Genomic DNA, 24,418 nt, shown 5'->3' on the forward strand with positions numbered 1-24,418 from the left:
CTTACCGCCGACAGCCGACTTACCGCCGACAGCCGAGTTGTCGTCGACAGCCGAGTTGTCGTCGACAGCCGAGTTGTCGTCGACAGCCGAGCTGTCGTCGACAGCCGAGCTGTCGGACGCTCAGCTGCGGGTGCCGGGCTCGCCGTCGTCGGTCGTCTCGTCGTCGGCGTCCGTGTCGGCGGTCGGCTCGGGCGCCGGGGGCTCGGCGGGCCGCTGCCGGTCGAGGCCCGCGAGGAACTCGGGGTCGTCGTCGGGGGCTAGCGGGCGCGGGGCGGGCCGCCGCGGGCCGGGACGCGAGGGGCGGCCGGCAGCCCCGCCCCGGACCTGGCCGGCGGCCTGGCGGCTCACCCGGCTCACGACGAGCCACGCGAGGGCCCCGGCACCCGGGAAGACGACGATGAGGATGACCCACAGCGCCTTGGGCAGGCCCACGGGCATGTCGGCGTCGTCGGAGCGGACGCAGTCGACGAGGGCGTAGACGACGAGGGCGACGAGGAGGATGACCGGCAGGAATCTCATGTTCCCTCAAGCCTAAGCCGAGCGGGCCGCGTCGGGGGCCCGGCGGGGCGGCGACGTAGGCTGGCCCCGTGCCCATCCTGCGTTACACGCTCCTGCGCCTGGCCCTCGTGGCCGGCGCCTTCGCGCTCCTGTGGCTGCTCGGCCTGCGCGGCTGGCTCGTCGCCGTCGTCGCCGTCGTCGTCGGGGCGATGCTGTCCTACCTCCTCCTGCCGCGCCAGGCCGACGCCGCGGCGGCCGTCATCGCCGAGCGCCGCCGCCGGACTGCGGACTCCCTGGACGAGGCCATCGCCCAGGACGCCGCCGAGGAGGACGCGATCATCGACGGCGAGGACCGCCGGACCGACTAGAGGACGAGGCCCAGGCCGAGGAGCACGCCGTAACCGAGCTCGAGCAGCCCGGTGTCGCGCAGCACGAGGATGAGCTCGCGCCCCCGCGCCCCGCCGAGCACCACCCGTGCCAGGCGCACGACCACCGGCACGAGCAGGAGGGTGAGGAGCGCCCACGGGTGGGCCGGGGCCAGGGCGACCGCGAGGACGAGCGGCACGGCGACCATGGCGACGTACCCGAGGCGCGCGCGCCGGTCCCCGAGCCGCACCGCCAGGGTGCGCTTGCCCGCCACGGTGTCGGTCGGGATGTCACGGACGTTGTTGACCATGAGCAGGGCGCAGGCGATGAGCCCGATGCCGACCGCGCCGGCCACCGCCGCCCACGACACGGTCAGGGCCTGGGTGTAGGTGGTCCCGAGTGTCGCGACGAGCCCGAAGAAGACGAAGACGCCCACCTCACCGAGCCCGCGGTAGCCGTAGGGGGTGCGGCCGCCGGTGTAGTACCAGGCCGCGACGACGCACAGCGCCCCGACCGCGACGAGCCACCACGTGCCCGCCAGCGCGCACAGCACCAGGCCGAGGACGGCGGCGAGGCCGAAGGACGCGAAGGCGGCGAGCCGGACGGTGCCCGGCGGTGCGGCGCCCGAGCCGGTGAGCCGCGGGGGACCGGTGCGCACGTCGTCGGTGCCGCGCACGCCGTCGGAGTAGTCGTTGGCGAAGTTGACGCCCACCTGGAGGGTGAGGGCCACCCCGCCGGCGAGGAGGGCGCGGACGACGGAGCCGGAGCCGAGGTCGTAGGCGGCGCCGGTGCCGACGAGGACGGGGGCGGCGGCGGCGGGGAGCGTGCGGACCCGCGCGCCCTCCACCCAGTCGGCGAACGTGGCCATGGAGCTCCTTGCTGGGGGACGGCGTCCAGGGTATCGGCCGTCAGGGCATGCGCTCGGCCCGCGGGTCGGCGGCCGCGAGGAGCCCCGCGGCGGTCCGGGCGGCGGCCAGCCGGTCGACCTTGCCCGGACCGCGCAGCGGCAGCTCGGGCAGCCGGACGAGCGCCCGGGGGGCGTGGTGGCGTCCCAGCCGCGCGGCGACGTGCGCGCGCACGGGACCCAGGGCAGGGAGGTCGTCACCCGCGACGACCACCGTCACGAGCGCTCCCCAGTGCTCGTCCGGGACACCGACGACGACGGCCTCCCCGGCGCCCGGCAGCTCACCCAGCGCCTGCTCCACCGCGGCGGCGGACACGTTGAGGCCGCCGGTGACGACGACGTCGTCCAGGCGGCCGAGGACCGTGAGGGTGCCGCCGTCGAGGGAGCCGCGGTCGTTGGTCCGCAGCCAGCGGCGGCCGTCGCGCTCCTGGAAGGTGTCGCGGTCGGCGGAGTCGTCGAGGTAGCCACGGGCGAGCACGGGGCCGGCGAGCCAGATGCGGCCGTCGGCGTCGACGTCGACGTCCACGCCGTCGAGGGGCACGCCGTCGTAGACGCAGCCCCCGCCGGTCTCCGTCATCCCGTACGTCGTCACCACGGGTACGCCGGCGTCCCGGGCGGCGCCGAGGAGGGCTCCGGAGGTGCGGGCGCCGCCGACGAGGACCGCAGCGAGGCCGCGGAGGGCGGCGACGGCGTCGTCGTCGGCCATGACCCGGGCCAGCTGGGTCGGGACGAGGGAGAGGTAGCCCGGCACGTCCGGGCGCAGGCGGCGCACCGCGGCCGCGAGGTCGCCGGGCCGGAACCCGGCGGAGGTGTCGAGGACGACCGGGTCGGTGCCCGCGACGACCGAGCGCACCAGCACCTGGAGCCCGGCCACGTGGTGGACCGGCAGGCAGGCCACCCACTGCCCGGGGCCGGACAGGCGCGCGGAGGTGGCACGGGCCGAGGCGACGAGCCCGGCGCCGTCGAGCGCGACGAGGTGCCCGGTGCCCGAGGTCGAGCCGGAGGTCGCGACGAGAGCCGCGACGCCCTCCGGTGCGACGGGGGCAGGGGGCGTCGCGACCTGCGGGTCGGTCACCCGCAGCGCGGGCCCGCTGCCCTCCAGCGCCCGGGGCAGCGCGGTGAGCACGGCCGCGACGGCGCGCGCGCCGGTGCCGCCGGGGAGCACGGTGGCGGGGTGGCCGTCCTGGGACCTCATGCCCGCCAGGCTAGGCCCCGGCGCGAGTACCGTGGTTCTCGAGCGGACCGGGGAGGACGACATGGCTGGGCGACGCCGCCGGCTCGCGGCCCTGACCCTCGCGGCACTCGCGCTGGTGGGCTGCACCTCGTCGGTGCCGCGCGGGGTGGCGACCCCGACGGCGACCGCGACCGCGACCGCGCCCGCGCCCGGGGCCACGTGGCCGCTCACCGGCGTGCCCGTCGAGGACGCCGAGGAGCGCCCGGCCGTGGCGGTCAAGATCGACAACACCGCCATGGCCCGCCCGCAGACGGGGCTCGGGGAGGCCGACGTCGTGTGGGAGGAGATGGTCGAGGGCGGCATCACCCGTTTCAACGCCGTCTTCCACTCCCGGCTCCCCGAGGTCGTCGGCCCGGTCCGCTCGGTGCGGCCGATGGACGCCGGGATCGTCGCGCCGCTCGGCGGCCCGCAGGTGATCTCCGGCGGCCAACCGCTCTTCCTCGACTCGGTGCGGGACGCGGGCGTCCAGCTCGTCTCCCACGACGCCGGGGACGCCGGCTTCTTCCGCAGCCCCGACCGCCGCGCGCCCCACAACCTGTACGGCCGCCTGCCCGAGCTGCTGTCCCAGGCGGAGGCGACCGAGCCGCCGCCCGGGCAGTTCAGCTTTGCGGCCGACGGCGAGGAGGCCACGGCGGCCACCACGGGGGAGCCGGCCACCGCGCTGCGGCTCAGCTTCCCGCAGACCTCGCCCGGGTGGACCTGGGACGCGGACGCGGGGCACTGGCTGCGCGACGAGGCCGGGGAACCGGCGACGTCGGCGGACGGGGACGTGCTCGGCGCGGACAACGTCGTCGTCCTGCGGGTGGAGGTCGTCGCCTCCGAGGGCCACGACCAGTCCGGCGACGCCGTCCCCGAGACGGTCATGACGGGCACCGGCGAGGCCCTCGTGGCCTCGGGCGGGCACGTCGTGCCGGCAACCTGGTCCAAGGCGGCCCTCGGGGAGCCCGTCGCCCTCGGAACGGCCGCAGGCGACGGCGTCCTGCTCGCCCCCGGGACGACGTGGGTCGAGCTCGTCCCGGTCGACCGGGGCGGCGTCGAGATCGAGCACTGAGCACGGTCGTCCGAAAGGGGGAGACCTGCGTCATGCCCGGGCAGGACGGGGAACCGCCCGAATCGGTGCTGGTGGCCGATGGCTCGCCGTTGTGAGGAACGGCATGCTGGTACTCGTGACCGCGCTCCACGAGCTTCTTCCGATGTCGCAGGGGGTGTGGCAGGCACGGTAACGGGGGGCGTGCCCGCTTCACGCAGGAGTGGAGGCCTGCGCGACGCGGCACGTACGAGGCTGTACCCGCAGCGGCTGACAGGGATGGAGGGCCCGGGCGCTGCGGGTACAGCCGCTTTCTCGTGACTCAGTAGTAGTACGGGAAACGTGACCAGTCGGGGTCGCGGCGCTCGAGGAAGGCGTCGCGCCCCTCGGCCGCCTCGTCGGTCATGTACGCCAGGCGGGTGGCCTCCCCGGCGAAGACCTGCTGCCCGGCCAGGCCGTCATCCACCATGTTGAAGGCGAGCTTGAGCATCCGGACCGCCTGCGGGGACTTGCCCGCCACGGTGAGCGCCCACTCCAGCGCCGTCGACTCGAGGTCGGCGTGGTCGACGGCCTCGTTGACCACGCCCCAGCGCTCGGCGTCCTCGGCGGAGTACTCGCGGGCGAGGAAGAAGATCTCCCGGGCGCGCTTGTCGCCGGCCTGCCGGGCCAGGAGGCCCGAGCCGTAGCCGGCGTCGAAGGACCCGACGTTCGCGTCGGTCTGCTTGAAGCGGGCGTGCTGACGGGAGGCCACCGACAGGTCGCACACGACGTTGAGGGAGTGCCCGCCGCCGGCGGCCCAGCCGCTCACCGCGGCGATGACGACCTTCGGCATGGTCCGGATGAGGCGCTGGACCTCGAGGATGTGCAGCCTGCCGGCGCGGGCCGGGTCGATCTGCTCCCGGCGCCGGGCGGTGTCCGCCAGCGGGTCGGCGTCCTCCGTCTCGTAGCGGTAGCCGTCGCGGCCGCGGATGCGCTGGTCCCCGCCGGAGCAGAACGCCCAGCCGCCGTCCTTGGGGCTGGGACCGTTGCCGGTGAGGATGACGGCGGCGACGTCGGAGGTCATCCGCGCGTGGTCCAGGGCGCGGTACAGCTCGTCGACGGTCCGCGGCCGGAAGGCGTTGCGGACCTCGGGGCGGTCGAAGGCGATCCGGACCGCCGGCAGGTCGCGGCCCTCGCGGACCGCCCGGTGGTAGGTGATGTCGCTGAGGTCGAAGCCCTCCACCGGGCGCCAGGCGCTCGGGTCGAAGGGCTGGTCGGACGGCACGGGCTCGCTCATGCCGCCAGCCTAGGCGTCGTCCCGCGGGGCACACTGCTGCCGGTACGCTCGTGCCGTTCGTGGTACGCGCGTACTGGAGGTGTGGGATGGCGTGGGTGGTGCTGATGGCGTCGGGGCTCCTCGAGGCCGGGTGGGCGCTGGCCCTCAAGGCCTCCGAGGGGTTCACCCGGCTGTGGCCGAGCGTGTGGTTCGTCCTCCTCGCGGGCCTGAGCTTCCTCGGGCTCGCGTACGCACTGCGCTCGCTGCCGGTCGGTGTCGCGTACGCGGTGTGGACCGGGATCGGGGCAGCCGTCACGGCGACGATCGGCATGGCGTGGCTCGGTGAGGGCGTCTCGACGCTGAAGATCGTCTCGATCCTCCTCGTGATCGCGGGGATCGCCGGGCTCCAGATCTCGACGGCGGAGCCCGCTGCCGCGGTGGTGACGACCGGTGAGTGAGGAGCCCGCGGGCCGGGGCGCCCGCCGCCGCGCCGGGCTCGTCGAGGCCGCCGCCTCCCTCATCCTCGAGCTCGGCCCCGCAGAGGTGACCCACCGGCGCGTGGCCGAGCGGGCCGGTGCCTCCCTCTCGGCGACGACGTACTACTTCCGCGACCTCGAGGAGCTCCGCGGCTCCGGCGCCGAGCTCATCGCCGAGCTGTGGGCCGAGCAGGCCGAGTGGGTCGCCGAGCGCGCGGAGGAGGGGCCGCTCACCCGGGAGGAGACGGTCGAGCTGCTCAGCGAGGCACTGCTGCCGCCGGCAGCCGGCGTGCGGGGCCACTACGAGCAGCTCGCCCGCGCCGGCCGCAGCCCCGCCGTCGCCGCCGCCTACCGGGCGGGGCGGGAGCGGCTCGCGGCCGCCGTTGCCCGTGCCCTCGCCGCTGCGGGGAGCACCTGTCCCGCCGAGGTGGCCCTCGCCGTCGTCGACGGCGCCGCGCTCGCCGCGCTCAGCGTCGGCGGCGACCCTCGCGCGGAGGCTGGTCGGCTCCTCGGTGAGGTGCTCTGATCCGCGCTGCCGGGGTGGGCCCGTCCTATCCTCGGGAGGTGACCTCCTCGCCCGGGCGCCCCGCCGTCCCGCCCGTCGCCGTCTGGTCCAGCCCGATGACCACCCGTTTCCGCGGCCTCACGACCCGGGACGGGGTCCTGCTGCGCGGCGACGCCGGCTGGGGGGAGTTCTCCCCGTTCTGGGACTACGACGACGCCGAGTCCCGCCCGTGGCTGGCGGCCGCCGTCGAGGCCGCCGAGCTCGGCTGGCCGGCCCCCGTCCGCGACCGGGTCCCCGTCAACGTCACCGTCCCCGCGGTCGGGCCCGAGGCGGCCGCGGCCATCGTCGCGGCGAGCGACGGCTGCCGCACGGCCAAGGTCAAGGTCGCCGAGCCGGGCCAGGACGTGGCCCACGAGCAGGCCCGGCTCGAGGCCGTCCGCGACGCCCTCGGGCCGGGCGGGAGGATCCGTGTCGACGCCAACGGCGCGTGGGACCTCGACACCGCCCTCGAGCGGCTCCGCCTCCTCGACCACGCGGCCGGCGGGCTGGAGTACGCGGAGCAGCCCTGTGCCGCCGTCGAGGACCTCGCCGCCCTGCGCCGCCGCACCGACGTCCCCATCGCCGCCGACGAGTCGATCCGGCGCGCCGCCGACCCCCTCGCCGTGCGTCGGGCGGAGGCGGCCGACGTCGTCGTCCTCAAGGTGCAGCCCCTCGGGGGCGTACGCGCCTGTCTGCGGCTGGCGGAGGAGGTCGGGCTGCCGGTCGTCGTCTCCTCCGCGCTCGAGTCCTCGGTCGGGATCGCCGCCGGCGTCGCGCTCGCCGCGGCCCTGCCCGAGCTCCACCACGCGTGCGGGCTCGGCACGGTCCGGCTCCTCGAGCGCGACACCGTCCCCGATCCCCTCGTCCCGCACGGCGGCTACCTGCCGGTGACCGCCGCCGTCCCGACGCAGGCGAGCCTCGCCGCCGTCGCCGCGCCGCCGGACGTCAGCCGCCGGTGGGGCGCCCGTCTCGCCGACGTCGCCGCCCTGGCGGGGGCGAGCCGGTGAGCGGCGAGGCGCCCGCCGCGCTCCTCGCCCGCGGGCTCGTCACCGAGCTCGTCCGTGGCGGCGTGCGGCACGTCGTCCTGTCCCCGGGCTCGCGCAGCGCGCCGCTCGCCTACGCGATGCTCGCCGCGCACGACGCCGGGTGGTTGCGCCTGCACGTGCGCGTGGACGAGCGGGTGGCCGGCTTCGTCGCGCTCGGGCTGGCCCGCGCCGACGGCGTGCCCGCCGCCGTCGTCACGACGTCCGGCACGGCCGTCGCCAACCTCCATCCCGCCGTCCTCGAGGCCGCGCACAGCGGGGTCCCGCTCGTCGTCCTCACCGCCGACCGCCCTCACGAGCTGCGCCGCACCGGCGCGAGCCAGACCACCGAGCAGGTCGGCATCTTCGCCGCCGCCCCGCGTTGGGCTGCCGACCTGCCTGCCGACACGCCCCCGGCCGCCACCCGTCAGGTCGTCGTCCGGTCCCTCGCCGCGGCCACCGGTGCCCGCTCCAGCGACCCCGGTCCGGTCCACCTCAACGTCGCCTTCCGCGACCCGCTCGTCCCGGACGCCGACTGGCAGCCGGGGGACCGGCCCGCGCCCCGCGAGGTCGTCGCGGTTCGCGGGAGCGGTGGCACGGTCGACGTGCCCGCGGGTGGGCGCGCCGTCGTCGTCGCCGGGGACGGCGCCGGCCCGGAGGCCGCACGCGTCGCCGAGGCGGGGGGCTGGCCGCTCCTCGCCGAGCCGACGTCCGGGGCCCGGACCGGTCCCCACGCGGTCCCCGCCTACCGGCTGCTCCTCGCCGAGCTCGGTGAGGAGGTCGAGCGCGTCCTCGTGCTCGGCCACCCCACGCTCTCCCGCCCCGTCAGCGCGCTGCTCGCCCGCCCGGGCGTCGACGTCGTCGTCGTGGCGCCCACCGGCGCGGTGTGGCCCGACGTCGCCGGTACCGCCACACGTGTCGTGGGCGGCGTGCGTGTCGTCCCCGGCGACGACGACGGCGCGTGGCTGGCCAGGTGGCAGCGGGCCGGGGCCGCCGCCGAGCGGGTCCTCGCGGACCACGAGGAGCTCGACGGGCTGGGCGTGGCCCGCACGGTGGCGGCGGCCGCGACCGCCGCACACCGGGAGGGCCGCCGCGAGACGCTCGTCCTCGGGTCCTCGATGACGGTGCGGGACTGGGACCTCGCGGTCCCGGCGCTGCCCCAGGGGCTGCGGGTGGTCGCGAACCGGGGGCTGGCCGGCATCGACGGCACGGTCGCCACCGCGATCGGCCTCGCGCTCGCCACCGGCGCCCCCGCCAGGGTGGTCCTCGGCGACCTCACCTTCCTCCACGACGCCGGTGCGCTGCTGCGCGGGACGCTCGAGGAGGAGGTCGACCTCCAGGTGGTCCTCCTCAACGACCGGGGCGGGGCGATCTTCGCGACCCTCGAGCACGGCGCCCCCGAGCGGGCGGCGTCCTTCGAGCGGGTCTTCGGCACGCCGCAGGAGGTTGACGTCGCCGCGCTCTGCGCGGGGTACGGCGTCCGGCACACGGCGGTGGGGAGCCGGGCGGAGCTGGCGGCCGTGCTGGCCGAGCCGGTCGTGGGCCGGTCCGTCGTCGAGGTGACGCTCGACCGCACGGACCTGCGCGACCAGCGGGCGCGCCTCGCGGCGAGCGTGAGCCGCGCCGTCCGTCCCGGGCCGGCAGGCCAGCGACGCACGGGCGCGCGCACTAGCCGTCGAGGGTGAAGGTCACCCAGATGTGCTTGGTCGTTCCCGTGGTGTACCAGCCGACCTCCTGGCCGACCCGCCGGGCGATCTGCAGCCCGAAACCGCCGGCCCCCGGCGCGCGGTGCCCGGCGAGGACCGGGACCGAGTCCGGGTCGTGGTCGGCGACCTCGAGGAGGTAGCGGCTGCCGTCGGATCCCAGCGTGACGATGGTCGGCGGCCGGCCGTGCTCCAGGGCGTTCGCGGCGAGCTCGGAGGCGACGAGGATCATCCGCTCGGGCACGTCCCCCAGGCCGCCGGACGACGTCGAGTCCTCCAGCCCGAACGTCTCCCTCAGCCCCTGGCGGACCGTGCGGATCTCCTCGGCCGTCGACAGGGTCCACCGGCCGACCGTCCGGTAGCTCGCGGGCGGGGTGGAGGAGGTCAGCCCCTCGTCCGACTCCTCGCGGTGGATGTAGTCCGGCATGTTGTCCTTCGTCTCGGTCCCGTGCAGCACCGAGCATGCGGCATCCCGGTGCCCCGGGCGACCGGAGGGAGGCGGTCAGCGCCCGGTGAGCCGCCGGCGGTCGTCGGGCAGGCGGCGGGTGCGGCCGGTGCGGTCGAGGTGGGCGAGGAGCGGGAGCACCACCCGGCGGCTGGTGGCCAGGTGGCGGCGCGCGTCGCTCACGGTGAAGGGCTGGGGGAGCTCGGCGAGGCGCTCGGCGGCGGCCTCGTCGGCGCCCGCGAGCAGCACGACGCCCGGGACCGGGCACAGCAGGAGCCCGGCGCGCACCGCGGCGCCCTGGACCTTCGGGGTGAGGCCGAGCGCGGTCAGCTCGTCGGCCGCCGGTGCCGCGAAGGGCGCGCCGGCCAGCCGCTCGCCGAGCGCCGCCACCGCGGCACGGACGTCGGCGGGCACGTCGTCGGTGCCGGCGAGCCGGACCCGGCCGGCCGCGACGCGTAGCGGCTCCCCGACGACGGCGGCCGCGAGCTCCGGTGCCGGCAGCCCCAGGCGCTCGGCGAGGGCCGCCAGGGTGAGCGCCGGCTCGAGGGGCGCGCTCGCCGCGTGCTCGCTGACCACCTCCACCGCTTCCCGGGCCGCCGCGGCGGCCCGGTCGGCGGACAGGAGCCACCCGCCGGCGGCCACGACACCGTGCGGCACCGGGGCCACGGGCACCCCGATCCGGGCGAGCAGCTCGACGGCGACGACGCCGCGCCGCGCGACCTCGGCCGCGACGTCCGCCTCCCCGTGGGCCGTCGTCAGTGCCTCGCCGCGCAGCCGCGCGGCGAGGCGGCGCCGCAGCGGCGGGGGCGCGGGGTCGAGCACGGTGACGGCCCACAGCCGCCGGGTGCCCGGGTCGCGCAGCAGCGCCCGGTCCCCGACCCGCAGCGGCAGCGACCGCTCGGTGGTGAGCCGGGCCAGCCCGGGCGCGAGCGGGCGGTGGTGGACGCTGAGCACGGTCGAGCCGAGATGGAGCAGCGGGCGCTGCGGCGGCTCGCCGGACCCCAGCCGCACCTCGCCCAGGCGCACGTCGAGGACCTCGGTGTGGTGCCAGGCGCCGGGGCCGACGAGGACCTCGCCGCGCTCGACCCGGCCGGAGACGTTGAGGGCCACCCGCGCCGGCCCCTGCGCCTCCTCGACCGGGCGGCCCAGGGACTGCACCGCCCGGACCCGGTGCCCCCCGCGGGAGGAGGCCAGCCCGTCCCCCGGACGCACCCGCCCGGCGGGCAGCGTGCCGGTGACGACGGTCCCGGCGCCCGGCATCGAGAAGCTGCGGTCCACCCACAGCCGCACCGGCTCGTGCGCCGGCGGCCGGGGCAGCCCGGTGAGCATGGCGGCGAGCGCGGCCCGCAGCTCCGCGACCCCCTCGCCGGTGCGGGCGGAGACGGTCACGGCGGGCGCCCCGCGCAGGGACGTGACGGCGAGCTCGGCGAGGGCGCGCTCGCGGGCGGGGGCCGGGTCGGCGAGGTCGGCGCGCGTGACGGCGAGGACGCCGTGCTCCACCCCGAGCGCGTCGAGGGCGGCGAGGTGCTCGGCGGCCTGCGGCATCCACGGGTCGTCCGCCGCGACGACGAGGAGGACGGCGGGCACCGGCCCGAGCCCCGCGAGCGTCGTGCTGATGAAGCGCTCGTGTCCCGGGACGTCGACGAAGGCGACCTCGCCGGCGCCGGGCAGCGTCGTCCACGCGTAGCCGAGCTCGATGGACAGGCCGCGCCGCTGCTCCTCCTCCAGCCGGTCCGGCTGCGCGCCGGTGAGCGCGGTGACGAGGGCGGACTTGCCGTGGTCGACGTGCCCCGCCGTCGCGACGACGTGCATCACGCCCCTCCCGCGGCGACCGCACGGACCGCCGCCACGACGGCGTCGTCCTGGGACGGCGGGACCGCGAGGAGGTCGAGGAGCAGCCGGCCGCGGTGGGCGCGGCCGAGGACGGGCGTGGGGCCGGTGCGCAGCGCGGGGGCCCAGGCGGCGTCGACGGCGACGGCCGCGCTGGGCAGCTCGACCCCGGGCCCGCCGCCCCCGCCCACCGCGGCGACGCTCGGCACGGCCTCCGCGCCGGTGTGGGGCCCCAGCGCCGCCACGATCCGCCGGGCGCGCTCGAGCAGCGTCGCGGGGTCGGCCCCGAGGCCGGCCGGGACGGGCGGGACCGGGCCGGTGAGGGTGGCCTCGAGGGCGGCGAGGGTGAGCTTGTCGACGCGCAGCGCGCGGGCGAAGGGGTGGCGGCGCAGGCCCTCGACGACGTCCGCGTCCCCGAGCAGCAGCCCGCACTGCGGTCCCCCGAGGAGCTTGTCGCCCGAGGCCGTGACGACCGTCGCCCCGGCCCGCAGCGTGGCGGAGGCCGACGGCTCCCGGGGCAGCCGCGGGTGCGGCGCGAGCAGCCCGGAGCCGATGTCCGCGACGACCGGCACCGGCAGGGTCGCCAGCTGCTCGACCGGGACGCTCGACGTGAACCCGGTGACCTCGAAGTTCGAGGGGTGCACCTTGAGGACGAACGCGACCTCCCCGCCGTCGACGGCGGCCGCGTAGTCCTCCAGGCGCACCCGGTTGGTCGTTCCGACCTCGCGCAGCCGCGCGCCCACCGACTCGAGGAGCTCGGGGATCCGGAAGCCGTCCCCGATCTCGACGAGCTCCCCCCGCGCGACGACGACCTCGCGTCCCGCGGCCAGGGCGAGGGTGACGAGCGCGAGCGCCGCGGCGCCGTTGTTGACGACGTGGACCGCCCCGGCCTCCGGAACCGCCCGCGCCAGCGCTTCCAGGGCCCCGCGCCCGCGCCGGCCGCGCCGTCCGGTCGCGAGGTCGAGCTCGACGTCGGTCGCGCCGGCCGCGACGGAGAGCGCCGCGACGGCCGCCGCGGACAGCGGCGCGCGGCCGAGGTTCGTGTGGACGAGCACCCCGGTCGCGTTGACGACCGGGCGCACCGTCGTCGCCGTCGTCGGGAGCATGCCGAGGGCGACCGCGACGACGTTCCCGGCCTCGGCCCGCCCCTGGCGGCACTCGTCGATGGCGCGGCGGGCCGCGTCCTTGACGAGGGCGGGGCCCAGCCGGTCGGCGGCAGCGACGAGGGCGGGGTCGGCGAGGACGGCGTCGGTGCGCGGCGTCGCGCGCCGGGGGTCGGGCACCACGGAGCTCCCTGGGTCGGGTTGGCGGAGGCGGACGGGAATCGAACCCGCCTGGCCGAGGTCCTCGACCACAACGGCTTTGAAGACCGCGCCCGTCACCAGACGAGGTACGCCTCCGCGTGCAGCCTAACCGGGCGGCGCACCGGCCCGCATCGACTCCGTCACCGCGGCGACCTACGCTGACGCCTGTGACCACCGCCACGTACCCCGAGCTGCGCCTCACCCAGCACGCCTCCGGCGGAGGCTGCGCCTGCAAGGTCCCGCCCGGGGAGCTCGAGCGGGTCCTCGGCGGCCTGCCGACGAGCACGCACCCCGACCTCCTCGTCGGCATGGAGAACGGCGACGACGCCGCGGCCGTCCGCATCGACGGCACCCGCGCCGTCATCGCGACGGCGGACTTCTTCACGCCGGTCGTCGACGACCCCTACGACTTCGGCCGCATCGCCGCGACCAACGCGCTCTCGGACGTCTACGCCATGGGCGGCACCCCGCTCGTCGCGGTCAACCTGCTCGCCTGGCCGCGCGACCGCATCCCCTTCGACGTCGCCGCGGAGGTGCTGCGCGGCGGTGCGGCCGTGTGCGCGGAGGCCGGGACCGTGCTCGGCGGCGGGCACAGCGTCGACGACCCCGAGCCCAAGTACGGGCAGGCGGTCACCGGCATCGCCGACGCCGACCGTCTCCTGCGCAACGACGCCGGGCGGGCCGGCCTGCCCCTCACGCTCACCAAGCCGCTCGGGCTGGGGGTGCTCAACAACCGGCACAAGGCCACCGGCGAGCGCTTCGAGGAGGCCATCGCCGTCATGACGACGCTCAACCGGGAGGCGTCGCTCGCGGCGCTCGCGGCCGGCGTGCGGGCCGCCACCGACGTCACCGGCTTCGGGCTGCTCGGCCACCTGTACAAGCTCGCGCGGGCGAGCGGCGTCAGCGCCGTCGTCGACTCCGTCGCGGTCCCCTACGTCGGCGGGGCGCGCGCGTCCTTCGCCGCCGGCTACGTGCCCGGCGGCAGCCGCCGCAACCTCGACTGGGTGCGGCCGCACCTGCGCTCCGACGTCGCCGACGACGAGCTCGTCCTCCTCGCGGACGCCCAGACCTCCGGGGGTCTGCTCGTCGTCGGCGAGATCCCCGGCCACCCCGTCGTCGGGGAGCTCGTGCCCGCCGAGGAGTGGACCGTGCGGGTGCGCTGAGCCCGATCCCGTGCGCGTGTCGGAGGGGCGCGCTACGGTGACCGGGATCACGAAGGGGGCGACGATGACAGCATTCCTCGGCTGGCCGGTCCTCCGGCAGCTGACCGGCACGGACGTGCTGGGCCGGGGCAAGGCCGCGCGCTCCCGCAAGACCGACCGGATCACCCCCCGCACCGCCACCGCCGACCGCGTGGCCCGCAGCGTCTGCCCCTACTGCGCCGTGGGCTGCGGGCAGCGGGTGTTCGTCAAGGACGAGAAGGTCGTCCAGATCGAGGGTGACCCCGACAGCCCGATCTCCCGCGGAAGGCTGTGCCCCAAGGGCTCGGCGAGCAAGAGCCTGGTCACCAGCCCGGACCGCCTCTCGACGGTCCGCTACCGGCGCCCCCACGGCACCGAGTGGGAGGACCTCGACCTCGGCACGGCGATGGAGATGATCGCCGACCGCGTCCTCACCACCCGCGCCGAGACCTGGCAGCAGACCGACACCGAGGGGCGCCACCTGCGCCGCACCATGGGCATCGCCGCCCTCGGCGGGGCCACGCTGGACAACGAGGAGAACTACCTCATCAAGAAGCTCTTCACCGCGATGGGTGCGGTGCAGATCGAGAACCAGGCCCGTATTTGACACTCCGCCACGGTCCCCGGTCTGGGGACCAGCTTCGGCCGGGGCGGTGCGACCGGTTTCCAGCAGGACCTCGCGAACGCGGACTGCATCATCATCCAGGGCTCGAACATGGCCGAGGCCCACCCGGTGGGCTTCCAGTGGGTGATGGAGGCCAAGCGGCGCGGCGCCAAGGTCATCCACGTCGACCCCCGGTTCACGCGGACCAGCGCGCTCGCGGACACCTTCGTGCCGATCCGGGTGGGCACCGACATCGTGTTCCTCGGCGCGATCATCAACCACGTCCTGCAAAACGAGCTCGACTTCCGCGAGTACGTCCTCGCGTACACGAACGCGGCGTCGATCGTCTCCGAGGACTACCTCGACACCGAGGACCTCGACGGCCTGTTCTCCGGCTTCGACCCCGAGACCCGCACCTACGACACGACCACGTGGCAGTACGCCGGGTCCGAGGGTGCGGGGGAGGACCAGGACGAGGTCGCCGAGGACAGGGCCACCGCCTCCGGTCTGCAGCACGAGTCGCACGGCATGCCGGTGGGCGAGGAGCCCGAGCGCGACGAGACCCTGCGCCACCCCCGGACGGTCTACCAGGTGCTCAAGCGGCACTTCGCCCGGTACACCCCCGAGCTCGTCGCCGAGACGTGCGGCATCACCCCCGAGCAGTTCCACGAGGTGGCCGAGGCGTGGGTCGCCGCGTCCGGGCGGGAGCGGACGACCGCGCTCGTCTACAGCGTGGGGTGGACGCAGCACAGCGTCGGCGCCCAGTACATCCGTACCGGTTCCATCCTCCAGCTGCTGCTGGGGAACATGGGCCGCCCGGGCGGCGGGATCATGGCGCTGCGCGGCCACGCGAGCATCCAGGGCTCCACCGACATCCCCACCCTGTTCAACCTGCTGCCCGGCTACCTCGAGATGCCCAACGCCTCGTCGCACCCGGACTACGCCAGCTGGGTGGAGAGCATGTCGATGCCCGGCGCCAAGGGCTTCTGGGGCAACGCCTCGGGCTACGCGGCCAGCCTCCTCAAGGCCTACTGGGGTGAGCACGCGACACCCGAGAACGACTTCGCCTACGACTACATGCCGCGCATCAGCGGTGACCACGGCACCTACCGCACCGTCCTCGACATGATCGAGGGGAAGGTCAAGGGCTACTTCCTCCTCGGCCAGAACCCCGCGGTCGGGTCCGCGCACGGCAAGGCGCAGCGGCTGGGCATGGCCAAGCTCGACTGGCTCGTCGTCCGCGACCTGTACGAGATCGAGAGCGCGAGCTTCTGGAAGGACGCCCCGGAGATCGAGACCGGGGAGATCGTCACCGAGGAGTGCCCCACCGAGGTCTTCCTCCTGCCCGCCGCCTCCCACGTGGAGAAGGAGGGCACCTTCACCCAGACCCAGCGCATGCTCCAGTGGCGGGAGAAGGCGGTCGAGCCCACCGGGGACCGTCGCTCGGAGCTGTGGTTCTTCTACCACCTGGGCCGGATCATGCGCGAGCGTCTGGCGGAGGGGAACCTCGAGCGGGACCGCCCGCTCCTCGACCTCGCGTGGGACTACCCGGTGCACGGCGAGCACGACGAGCCCAGCGCCGAGGCCGTCCTCATGGAGATCAACGGCTACGAGGTCGCCACTCGCCGGCCGCTGTCGAGCTTCACCGAGCTGCGCGCCGACGGCACCACGGTGGGTGGTTGCTGGATCTACACCGGTGTCTACGCCGACGGCGTCAACCAGGCCGCGCGGCGCAAGCCCGGCCGGGAGCAGGACTGGGTGGCCCTCGAGTGGGGCTGGGTGTGGCCGGCCAACCGCCGCATCCTCTACAACCGCGCGTCGGCCGACCCCGAGGGCCGCCCGTGGAGCGAGCGCAAGGCCTACGTGTGGTGGGACGAGGAGAGGGGGGAGTGGACCGGCCACGACATCCCCGACTTCGAGAGGACCAAGCCGCCGTCCTACCGCCACGAGCCCGGGGCCACCGGCGTCGCGGCGATCGACGGCACCGACGCCTTCATCATGCAGGGGGACGGCCGGGGCGCGCTGTTCGTCCCCTCCGGGCTCGTCGACGGGCCCCTGCCCACGCACTACGAGCCCGTCGAGTCGCCCTTCCGCAACGCGCTGTACGGCCAGCAGGCCAACCCCACCCGCATCGAGTACCGCGAGCCCGTCAACCCGATGAACCCGAGCCCCCCGGGCGGTGGCAGCGAGGTGTTCCCGATCGTCTTCACGACGAGCCGGCTCACCGAGCACCACACCGCCGGCGGCATGAGCCGCACGCTGGCGTACCTCGCCGAGCTCCAGCCCGAGATGTTCGTCGAGGTGTCCCCGGCCCTGGCCCAGGAGCGGGGACTGGAGCACCTGGGCTGGTGCCACGTCGTCACCGCCCGCGCCGCCGTCGAGGGGCGCGTCGTCGTCACCGACCGCCTGCGGCCGCTGCGGGTGTCGGGCCGCACCGTCCACCAGGTGTGGCTGCCCTACCACTGGGGCAGCCGGGGCCTGGTGACGGGTGACGCCGCCAACGACCTGTTCGGCATCAGCCTGGACCCCAACGTCCTCATCCAGGAGACCAAGGCCGGCACCTGCGACGTGCTGCCCGGGCGCCGGCCGCGCGGCCCGGCCCTCCTCGAGTTGATCGCGGGCTACCGGTCCCGCGCAGGCACGGACGTCGAACGTCCGATCGTCACGGCCGACCCGCGGGCCGTCGTCCGCTCCGACACCCACAGGGACACCCCGACCGGACCACCCGAAGGGAGCCCATGATGGCGAACAGCCTGTTCGGGCCCGTCAACCCGGCGCTCGACGCCGGCTACGAGGACCCGCCCCCGCGCAAGGGCTTCTTCACCGACACGAGCGTGTGCATCGGCTGCAAGGCATGCGAGGTGGCCTGCAAGGAGTGGAACCTCGTCCCGGGCGGTGAGGACCTCGACCTCCTGGGCCAGTCCTTCGACAACACCGGGGCGCTGGGCGCGAACACGTGGCGTCACGTCGCCTTCATCGAGCAGCAGCGCCCCACCGTCAGCCTCGGCATGCCCGGCAGCGGCCCACCCGCCCCCACCGGCGGACAGGGCACGAGCATGCCGCCGGGGACCGCCGCGCCGCAGACCGACCTGGGCGGCCCGGACGGCGCCGGCCCCCAGATGGCCGACGAGGACGGCGCGCAGGCCGACTTCCGCTGGCTGATGTCCTCGAACGTGTGCAAGCACTGCACCCACGCCGGGTGCCTGGACGTGTGCCCCACCGGGGCCCTGTTCCGCACCGAGTTCGGCACCGTCGTCGTCCAGGACGACGTGTGCAACGGCTGCGGCTACTGCGTGCCCGCCTGCCCGTACGGGGTCATCGAGCGGCGCCGCGGCCCGGCCGGGGCGCTCAACGTCGGCATCGCCCAGAAGTGCACGCTGTGCTACGACCGCATCGGCGACGGCCTCCAGCCCGCCTGCGCGCAGGCGTGCCCCACGCAGTCCATCCAGTACGGCGACGTCGACGAGCTGCGCGAGCGCGCCGAGCAGCGCCGCGCGGAGCTCCACGAGCAGGGGGTGGCCGAGGCCCGTCTCTACGGCCACGACCCGAACGACGGCGTCGGTGGCACCGGCGCCTTCTTCCTCCTCCTCGACGAGCCGGAGGTCTACGGCCTGCCGCCCGACCCCGTCGTCCCGACCCGCGACCTGCCGCAGATGTTCAACCGCGCCACCGCCGCCGCCGCGGCGCTGCTGGCCGGTGCGGCGCTGGCCTTCCTGGGGAAGCGATGACGACGACGCACGTCGGCGGGCGGCGCCCCCGCACCCGCCGGGACCGCTCCGACGAGCAGCCGGTGCCGGAGGCGGAGTTCAGCTCCTACTACGGGCGCCAGGTCGTCAAGCCCGCGCCGTGGGACGTGCGCATCCCGCTGTACATGTTCGCCGGCGGGGTCGCCGCCGGGTCGTCGCTGCTCGCCGCGGGCGCCCAGCTCACCGGTCGCCCGGCGCTGCGCAGGGCGGGGCGGCTCACCGCCCTGGGCGCGCTGGGCGTGAGCCTCGGGGCGCTGGTGAGCGACCTCGGCCGTCCCGAGCGCTTCCTCAACATGCTGCGGACGGTCAAGCTCACCTCGCCGATGTCCGTCGGGACCTGGCTGCTGAGCATCTACGGCGCCCCGGCCGGCGTCGTCGCCCTCGACGAGGTCGCCAGGATCGCCGGGCTGGACTCCCGCCCGGTGCGCCTGCTGGGCTCCGTCAGCGGGCCCACGGGCGTGCTCGCGGCGCTCACCGCGCCACCGGTGGCCGCCTACACGGCGGTGCTCCTCTCCGACACCTCCACGCCCACGTGGAGGGCCGGGTACCGGGAGCTTCCCCTGGTCTTCTGCGCCTCGGCGGCCGCCGCGTCCGGCGGGGTCGCGATGATGACGACGCCGGTGGCCCAGGCGGCCCCAGCTCGGCGGCTGGCCGCGGCGGGCGCCGTCGTCGAGCTCGTCAGCGAGCAGGCGATGGAGCGCTCGATGGGGCTCATGGCCGAGCCGCTGCACACCGGCACCGGCGGGCGCTACATGCGGGCCGCCAAGGCGTTCACCGTCGCCGGCGCCCTGGGTACGGTGCTCGGCGGGCGCCGCCGGTGGGCAGCGGTCCTCAGCGGCGCGGCGCTCGCGGCCGGGTCCTTCTGCACCCGCATGGGCGTCTTCGAGGCGGGCCAGGCCTCGGCGCGGGACCCGAAGTACACGGTGGTGCCCCAGCGCGAGCGCGTGGACCGCGGTGAGGAGGTGCGGTTCACGCCGCGCGGGGACGGCCCTCGGTGAGCGACGCCGTCGCGCCGCTCGGCATCGTCGACGCCGTCGGGCCGGCCGGCGAGAAGAAGGCGGAGGTGCCCGCGTGGCAGCTCGTGCTGCGCGCCGTCCTCGCCACCTACCTGCTCGGCGCCGCCACGACCCTCGCGGTGATGGTCCAGGTGGAGACCGGCATCCCCGTCCTCGGCTCGCTCCTGTTCCCCATCGGGCTCGTCCTCGTCGTCCTCCTCGGGCTCGAGCTCGTCACCGGGGCCTTCGGTGTCGTGCCGGTGGCCGTGCTGGAGCGGCGCGTCAGCGTCGCGGCGTGCCTGCGCGTGTTCCTCTGGCTCATCGTCGGCCACCTCGTCGGCGGCCTCGCCGCCGCCTGGATGATCAGCGCGGTCCTCACCGGCATGGGCACGATCAGCGACGAGCCCACCGCCCAGGCCCTCGTCGACCTCGCGGTCGACAAGACGCTGCGCTACGCGGAGGCGGGCCCGGCCACCGGGCTCACCTGGGCCACGCTCAGCGCCGTGCTGTGCAACTGGCTCGTCGTGCTCGGCGTCGTCATGGGCTTCTCCTCCACGAGCCTCGCCGGGAAGGTCCTCGCGATCTGGATGCCGATCCTCGCTTTCTTCGCGCTCGGCTACGAGCACGCCGTCGTCAACTTCTTCGTCATCCCCGCCGGGATGATGCTCGGCGCCCCGATCGGCGTCGGGGACTGGTGGCTGTGGAACCAGGTCCCCGTGCTCGTGGGCAACTTCATCGGCGGCATCACCCTGGCGGCCCTCGGTCTCTACTTCTCCCACCGCAGCCGGCCGCGCCGTCCCGAGGAGGACGTCGAGGCGGAGGACCGCGACCCGCAGACGGCCTAGACGACGATGCGCTCGCGGCCGGCGTAGACGTTGGCGGAGTTGCCGCGGCTGAAGCCGACCAGGGTCATCCCCACCCCCGCCGCCAGCTCCACCGACATGGCCGACGGCGCGCTGACGGCCGACAGCACGGCGATCCCCGCCATGTGCGCCTTCTGTACGAGCTCGAAGGACGCCCGGCCGGAGACCTGGAGGACGCACCGGCGCAGCGGCAGCCCTCGCTCGCGCAGCGCCCAGCCCACGACCTTGTCGACGGCGTTGTGCCGCCCGACGTCCTCACGCAGGCACAGCAGCTCGGCCCGCCCGTCGTCGTCGACGGCGAAGAGGCCGGCCGCGTGGACGCCACCGGTCTCGGCGAAGAGGCGCTGCTCCGTGCGCAGACGGTCGGTCATCGCGAGCAGCTCGGTGAGCGGGACGCGGACGTCGTCGGCGACGGGGAAGCGGGAGGGGCGGGTGACGGCGTCGGCGGACGCCGTGCCGCAGATGCCGCACGCGCTGGAGGTGTAGACGTGCCGGACGTGGGAGGTGTCGGAGGGGGCGACACCCGGGGCGAGGCGCACGTCCACGACGTTGTAGCTGTGGGTGCCGTCGGGGTTGACGCCGGGCCCGTAACCGATCCCGGCCACCTGCTGCGCGTCCCAGAGGACCCCCTCGGACACGAGGAAGCCGAGCGCGAGGTCGAAGTCGTCGCCCGGTGTGCGCATCGTGACGGTCCACGCGCCGCCGTCCACGCGCAGCTCCATCGGCTCCTCACCGGCGAGGACGTCGCTGCGCGGGCGGCTGGTGCCGTCGGCGCTGAGCCGCTCGACGCGGTGCCGCCTGGTCCGTCGCACCCGTCCTCCTCGCCGCTCGTGGGGCCCTGATCGTATCCGCGCGCGGCCACCGGCGCGTCACCCAGGAAGCTCCCAGGCGGCACCCAGAGCCGGACAAGGTCGCGGGTGTTCCCTACGTGTGGACCACGACCCAGGAGGACCACCATGACCGACACCGGCAGCACCGGCGACGCGCGACGCGACGCCTACATCGCCCGCGACGAGCGGGCCGCCCGCGAGCAGGCGGAGGTCGACGCCATGCTCCTGGGCACCGCCCCCCTTCCCGCCCCCGACCCCGCGACCCGCGTGCCGTCCGTCGACGAGCTCGCCGAGCGGCGCGAGGTCCGGGTGCTCCCGCACGGCCGCCGTCGCGGCTGGGCCGCCATCGGCGGCACCGCGGCGACCGCCGCCCTCCTCGCCAGCCTCGGCACGGCCGCCGTCACCGGCGCGCTCGACGCACCGGCCCTGGACACCCCGACGACGGCGGCGCCCACGCAGGTCGTCCCCGCCAGCTCGACGTCGGCCACCCCGGACTGGCAGGCGGTCACCGCCGCCGTGCACGAGTCCGTCGTCGCCATCGACGTCACGACCGCGTCCGGGCAGGGCCAGGGCTCCGGCGTCGTCATCGACGACGAGGGGCACGTCCTCACCAACAGCCACGTCGTCGACGGCGCGCGCGAGCTCACCGTCTCGCTCGCCGACGGCCGCCTCTACAAGGCTGAGCTCGTGGGCCAGGACGAGACGACCGACCTGGCCGTCGTCCGACTCCTCGACCCGCCCGCCGACCTCGCCCCGGCCACCCTCGGCAGCTCCGCCGACCTCGCCGTCGGCCAGGCCGTTCTCGCGATCGGCAACCCGCTCGGGCTGGACTCGACCGCGACCACCGGCATCATCTCCGCCCTCGACCGCCCGGTCGTCACCCAGAGCCGCACGCAGTCGGTCGTGACGAACGCGATCCAGATCGACGCCGCGGTCAACCCCGGCAACTCCGGCGGCCCGCTCTTCGACGCGAGGGGGCAGGTCATCGGCATCAACAGCTCGATCGCCACCCTCTCCGGCGGCGGTGGCCAGTCCGGCAGCATCGGCCTGGGCTTCGCGATCCCGGTGGACCAGGCGGCCGACGTCGCCGAGCAGCTCGTCGAGGACGGCAGCGTCGAGCACGCCTTCCTCGGGGTCGGGCTCACCGACGCGACGGCCGAGGTCGACGGCGTCACCCGCGCCGGCGCCCGCATCGAGCAGGTCGAGCAGGGCTCGCCCGCCGCCGAGGGGGGCCTGCAGCGCGGCGACGTCGTCACCGCGATCGACGACCGCGCCGTCGACGGCTCCGCGGCCCTCACCGGGTACGTCCGCCAGTACTCCTCGGGTGACACCGCCACCCTCGACGTCGCCCGCGACGGAGAGCGGATCGAGGTCGACGTCACCCTGGCCACCAGGCCCGCCCCCTGACCCTCACCCCCCACCCCAACACCCCCCACCCCCCCACCCCACCGTCGCAGTTGGTGGGTTGACTGACGCTTATGCCACTCCAGGCGTCGCCGAACCCACCAACTGCGACGTTGTTGTGGGTGTTGTGGGTGTTGGGGGTGGGGCGGGCCGTCAGGTGGTCAGGGCGCTGCGCATGGGGCGGAGCTTGGCCTCGGACTCGCGGACCTCGGCCGCGGGGTCGGAGGCGGCGACGATGCCGCAGCCGGCGAACAGGCGCACCGAGCGCGGGCCGGTCACCTCGCCGGACCGCAGCGCGATGCCCCACTCGCCGTCGCCGTCGGCGCCCATCCAGCCGACCGGGCCGGCGTAGCGGCCGCGGTCCATCCGCTCCGTCTCGGCGAGCACCTCGACGGCCCGGGGCGTGGGTGTCCCGCCGACGGCGGCCGTCGGGTGCAGCGCCGCCGCGAGCGCGAGGGAGCTCGGGGACGTGTGCCGGTCGACGACGCCGGTGACGTCGCTGGCCAGGTGCATGACGTTGGGCAGGTGGAGGACGAAGGGCGAGTCGGGCACGTTGAAGCTCGAGCAGTACGGCCCCAGCGCCTCGGCGACGGACTGCACCGCGAGCTCGTGCTCGCCGAGGTCCTTGGAGGAGCGGGCGAGCTCGGCGGCGTGCCGCAGGTCCGCGGCGTCGTCGCCCGTGCGCTGGATGGTGCCGGCGAGGACCCGGCAGGCGACCAGGCCCTGGTCGCGCCGCACGAGCAGCTCGGGCGTCGCGCCGACGAGCGCGTCGACGGCGAAGGTCCAGCACGTGGGGTACTGGTCGGCGAGGTTGCGCAGGAGGTGCCGGACGTCGACGTCGGCGCTCGTGCGGGCGACGACGTCGCGCGCCATGACGACCTTCTCCACCGTGCCGGACCGGATGGCGGCGACGACCTCGCCGACCGCCTCCTGCCACTGCTCGGTCGTCAGGGCGCCGTCGGTGAACGTGACGTCACCGGGGGTGGTGACGGGCACGACGTCGCCGCGGCTGTGGGCGAGCGAGGGGGAGGGGCCCAGTCCCGCGGGGCCGACGACGGTGAGCCAGCTGCGGCCCTCGCGGCGCCCGACGACGACGCGAGGGACGACGAGCGTGCCACCCGCCTGCGAGCGGCGCGAGAAGGCGAAGGAGCCGAAGGCGACCGGCCCGGTACCCGGGACCCCGACGGCGTCGCGCACGACCATCTCGGCAGCCGTCCGCCGCCACCACGCGTCGGCGTCGATCATCCGGGTGGCGCCGGAGGTGTCGACGCGGGCGGCGACCCCCCACCCGACGAGCCCGTCACCGCGGCGTACCCAGCTCGTCGTCGTCGCGACGTCGGGGCTCGGGAGGAGCTCGAGGAGGTCGCCGGGGTCGGCGATGGGGACCGTGCGGGCGAGCAGCGGGACGCTCGCCGGGTCCCCGGCGGGTGCGGACGACATCGCGGCGGGCCTCAGCGGGTCGCGCGGTGGAGCGCGACGATGCCGCCGGAGAGGTTGCGGTAGCCCACCGAGCGCCAGCCCGCGCCGGCCACGAGCTGCGCCAGCCCGCGCTGGTCGGGCCAGTCGGTGATCGACTCGGCGAGGTAGCCGTAGGCGTCGGTGTTGGACGACACCAGCCGGGCCACCCGGGGCAGCACCTGGGTGAGGTAGAGGCTGTACAGCACGCGGAAGGGCCCGAAGGTGGGCCGGGAGAACTCGCAGATGACCAGCCGCCCACCGGGCCGCGTCACGCGCCGCATCTCACGCAGCGCGAGGTCGGTGTCGACGACGTTGCGCAGCCCGAAGGAGATCGTCACGACGTCGAAGGACTCGTCGGCGAAGGGCAGCTTCGTCGCGTCGCCGGCGACGAAGCTGAGGTCCGGGCGCCGGCGCTTGCCCACCCCGACCATGCCGGTGGAGAAGTCGCAGGGGACGACGGCGACGCCGGCGTCGGCGTACGCCTCGCTCGAGGTGCCGGTGCCGGCCGCGAGGTCGAGGACCCGCATGCCCGGCTCGGCCGCGACGGCCCGCCGGGTGGCCACGCGCCACAGCCGGTCCTGCCACAGGGAGAGGACGTCGTTGGTGACGTCGTAGCGCTGGGCCACGGCGTCGAACATCCTCGCCACCTCACGCGGCTGCTTGTCCAGGTCGGCTCGGCTCATGGCGGCATTGTCCCAGGGCCCGCCCCCGGCGCGTGGTTAGGTCACC

Annotated in this window: 22 protein-coding genes and 1 tRNA gene; 12 read left to right on the forward strand and 11 right to left on the reverse strand. The window is 75.7% G+C overall.

Features of this window, described 5'->3' with window-relative positions:
* Positions 1-120 precede the first annotated feature (120 nt).
* Positions 121-519: a PLD nuclease N-terminal domain-containing protein gene (locus tag GD632_RS00290; RefSeq protein WP_152187483.1), complete on the reverse strand. Its 399-nt coding sequence runs from the start codon at positions 517-519 to the stop codon at positions 121-123.
* Between the two features lie 68 nt (positions 520-587).
* Between GD632_RS00290 and GD632_RS00295 the strand changes: the two genes are divergently transcribed.
* Entirely contained in the window at positions 588-866 is a 279-nt protein-coding gene (locus tag GD632_RS00295) for a DUF4229 domain-containing protein (RefSeq protein WP_152187486.1), read from the forward strand.
* Here GD632_RS00295 and GD632_RS00300 read toward each other — a convergent pair.
* Together GD632_RS00300 and GD632_RS00305 are read right to left on the reverse strand one after the other, a co-directional pair.
* Positions 863-1,732, reverse strand: a complete 870-nt coding sequence (locus GD632_RS00300; RefSeq protein ID WP_152187488.1) for a 1,4-dihydroxy-2-naphthoate polyprenyltransferase — start codon at positions 1,730-1,732, stop codon at positions 863-865. The two genes, GD632_RS00295 and GD632_RS00300, sit on opposite strands and share 4 nt — an antisense overlap.
* A 40-nt stretch (positions 1,733-1,772) precedes the next feature.
* Entirely contained in the window at positions 1,773-2,963 is a 1,191-nt protein-coding gene (locus GD632_RS00305; protein WP_152187490.1) for an AMP-binding protein, read from the reverse strand.
* A 61-nt stretch (positions 2,964-3,024) separates the two neighbouring features.
* Here GD632_RS00305 and GD632_RS00310 point away from each other — a divergent pair, with 61 nt between their 5' ends.
* Complete coding sequence (locus GD632_RS00310; RefSeq protein ID WP_152187492.1) at positions 3,025-4,053, forward strand: DUF3048 domain-containing protein; 1,029 nt, start codon at positions 3,025-3,027, stop codon at positions 4,051-4,053.
* Positions 4,054-4,351: 298 nt separating this feature from the next.
* Here GD632_RS00310 and GD632_RS00315 read toward each other — a convergent pair whose 3' ends face one another.
* Positions 4,352-5,305: a 1,4-dihydroxy-2-naphthoyl-CoA synthase gene (locus GD632_RS00315; protein WP_152187495.1), complete on the reverse strand. Its 954-nt coding sequence runs from the start codon at positions 5,303-5,305 to the stop codon at positions 4,352-4,354.
* A gap of 86 nt (positions 5,306-5,391) precedes the next feature.
* On the opposite strand from GD632_RS00315, the gene GD632_RS00320 reads away from it, so the two are divergent.
* From GD632_RS00320 to menD, 4 genes are read left to right on the forward strand one after another with little or no spacing between them, the layout of a single operon-like run.
* On the forward strand, positions 5,392-5,742 hold the full coding sequence (locus GD632_RS00320; RefSeq protein WP_152187497.1) for a DMT family transporter: 351 nt from the start codon (positions 5,392-5,394) through the stop codon (positions 5,740-5,742).
* Positions 5,735-6,286 (forward strand): TetR/AcrR family transcriptional regulator, encoded by a 552-nt coding sequence (locus GD632_RS00325; protein WP_152187500.1) that lies wholly within the window; start codon positions 5,735-5,737, stop codon positions 6,284-6,286. The genes GD632_RS00320 and GD632_RS00325 overlap by 8 nt, the downstream gene beginning before the upstream one ends.
* Before the next feature lie 38 nt (positions 6,287-6,324).
* Positions 6,325-7,311 (forward strand): o-succinylbenzoate synthase, encoded by a 987-nt coding sequence (locus tag GD632_RS00330; protein ID WP_226924370.1) that lies wholly within the window; start codon positions 6,325-6,327, stop codon positions 7,309-7,311.
* On the forward strand, positions 7,308-9,011 hold the full coding sequence (gene menD / locus GD632_RS00335) for a 2-succinyl-5-enolpyruvyl-6-hydroxy-3-cyclohexene-1-carboxylic-acid synthase (RefSeq protein WP_226924371.1): 1,704 nt from the start codon (positions 7,308-7,310) through the stop codon (positions 9,009-9,011). Before GD632_RS00330 ends, menD begins: the two co-directional genes overlap by 4 nt.
* Here the strand turns inward: menD and GD632_RS00340 are convergent.
* The 4 genes from GD632_RS00340 to GD632_RS00355 form a co-directional block, all read right to left on the reverse strand.
* A complete protein-coding gene (locus GD632_RS00340; protein WP_152187504.1) occupies positions 8,995-9,456 on the reverse strand; it encodes an ATP-binding protein in 462 nt (153 codons plus the stop codon). The genes menD and GD632_RS00340 overlap by 17 nt on opposite strands.
* Positions 9,457-9,531: 75 nt before the next feature.
* On the reverse strand, positions 9,532-11,286 hold the full coding sequence (locus tag GD632_RS00345; protein WP_152188325.1) for a SelB domain-containing protein: 1,755 nt from the start codon (positions 11,284-11,286) through the stop codon (positions 9,532-9,534).
* On the reverse strand, positions 11,286-12,587 hold the full coding sequence (selA, locus tag GD632_RS00350) for an L-seryl-tRNA(Sec) selenium transferase (protein ID WP_152187507.1): 1,302 nt from the start codon (positions 12,585-12,587) through the stop codon (positions 11,286-11,288). Before selA ends, GD632_RS00345 begins: the two co-directional genes overlap by 1 nt.
* 22 nt (positions 12,588-12,609) lie before the next feature.
* Positions 12,610-12,704: transfer RNA gene (locus GD632_RS00355), tRNA-Sec, on the reverse strand.
* Between the two features lie 71 nt (positions 12,705-12,775).
* Here GD632_RS00355 and selD point away from each other — a divergent pair.
* The 5 genes from selD (at position 12,776) to GD632_RS00385 (ending at position 19,979) form a co-directional block, all read left to right on the forward strand.
* Positions 12,776-13,771, forward strand: a complete 996-nt coding sequence (gene selD / locus GD632_RS00360; protein WP_152187509.1) for a selenide, water dikinase SelD — start codon at positions 12,776-12,778, stop codon at positions 13,769-13,771.
* A 64-nt stretch (positions 13,772-13,835) separates the two neighbouring features.
* Positions 13,836-17,135, forward strand: a complete 3,300-nt coding sequence (gene fdh / locus GD632_RS00370) for a formate dehydrogenase (RefSeq protein ID WP_226924373.1) — start codon at positions 13,836-13,838, stop codon at positions 17,133-17,135.
* A complete protein-coding gene (locus tag GD632_RS00375; RefSeq protein ID WP_152187517.1) occupies positions 17,135-18,121 on the forward strand; it encodes a 4Fe-4S dicluster domain-containing protein in 987 nt (328 codons plus the stop codon). Before fdh ends, GD632_RS00375 begins: the two co-directional genes overlap by 1 nt.
* Positions 18,118-19,137, forward strand: a complete 1,020-nt coding sequence (gene nrfD, locus GD632_RS00380) for an NrfD/PsrC family molybdoenzyme membrane anchor subunit (RefSeq protein ID WP_152187519.1) — start codon at positions 18,118-18,120, stop codon at positions 19,135-19,137. The genes GD632_RS00375 and nrfD overlap by 4 nt, the downstream gene beginning before the upstream one ends.
* Positions 19,134-19,979 carry a formate/nitrite transporter family protein gene (locus GD632_RS00385; RefSeq protein WP_152187522.1) on the forward strand — a complete coding sequence of 282 codons (846 nt, stop codon included), beginning with the start codon at positions 19,134-19,136 and terminating at the stop codon, positions 19,977-19,979. The genes nrfD and GD632_RS00385 overlap by 4 nt, the downstream gene beginning before the upstream one ends.
* Here GD632_RS00385 and fdhD read toward each other — a convergent pair.
* Entirely contained in the window at positions 19,976-20,809 is an 834-nt protein-coding gene (gene fdhD / locus GD632_RS00390) for a formate dehydrogenase accessory sulfurtransferase FdhD (protein ID WP_226924374.1), read from the reverse strand. The genes GD632_RS00385 and fdhD overlap by 4 nt on opposite strands.
* 144 nt (positions 20,810-20,953) lie before the next feature.
* Between fdhD and GD632_RS00395 the strand changes: the two genes are divergently transcribed.
* Positions 20,954-22,234 (forward strand): S1C family serine protease, encoded by a 1,281-nt coding sequence (locus tag GD632_RS00395; protein ID WP_152187526.1) that lies wholly within the window; start codon positions 20,954-20,956, stop codon positions 22,232-22,234.
* Between the two features lie 150 nt (positions 22,235-22,384).
* Here GD632_RS00395 and GD632_RS00400 read toward each other — a convergent pair whose 3' ends face one another.
* Entirely contained in the window at positions 22,385-23,671 is a 1,287-nt protein-coding gene (locus tag GD632_RS00400; RefSeq protein ID WP_152187528.1) for an isochorismate synthase, read from the reverse strand.
* Positions 23,672-23,682: 11 nt separating this feature from the next.
* Positions 23,683-24,372 carry a demethylmenaquinone methyltransferase gene (locus tag GD632_RS00405; protein ID WP_152187530.1) on the reverse strand — a complete coding sequence of 230 codons (690 nt, stop codon included), beginning with the start codon at positions 24,370-24,372 and terminating at the stop codon, positions 23,683-23,685.
* Between the last annotated feature and the right edge of the window lie 46 nt (positions 24,373-24,418).

The sequence above is a fragment of the Georgenia satyanarayanai genome, from assembly GCF_009193135.1.
In the GTDB taxonomy this organism is placed as follows: domain Bacteria; phylum Actinomycetota; class Actinomycetes; order Actinomycetales; family Actinomycetaceae; genus Oceanitalea; species Oceanitalea satyanarayanai.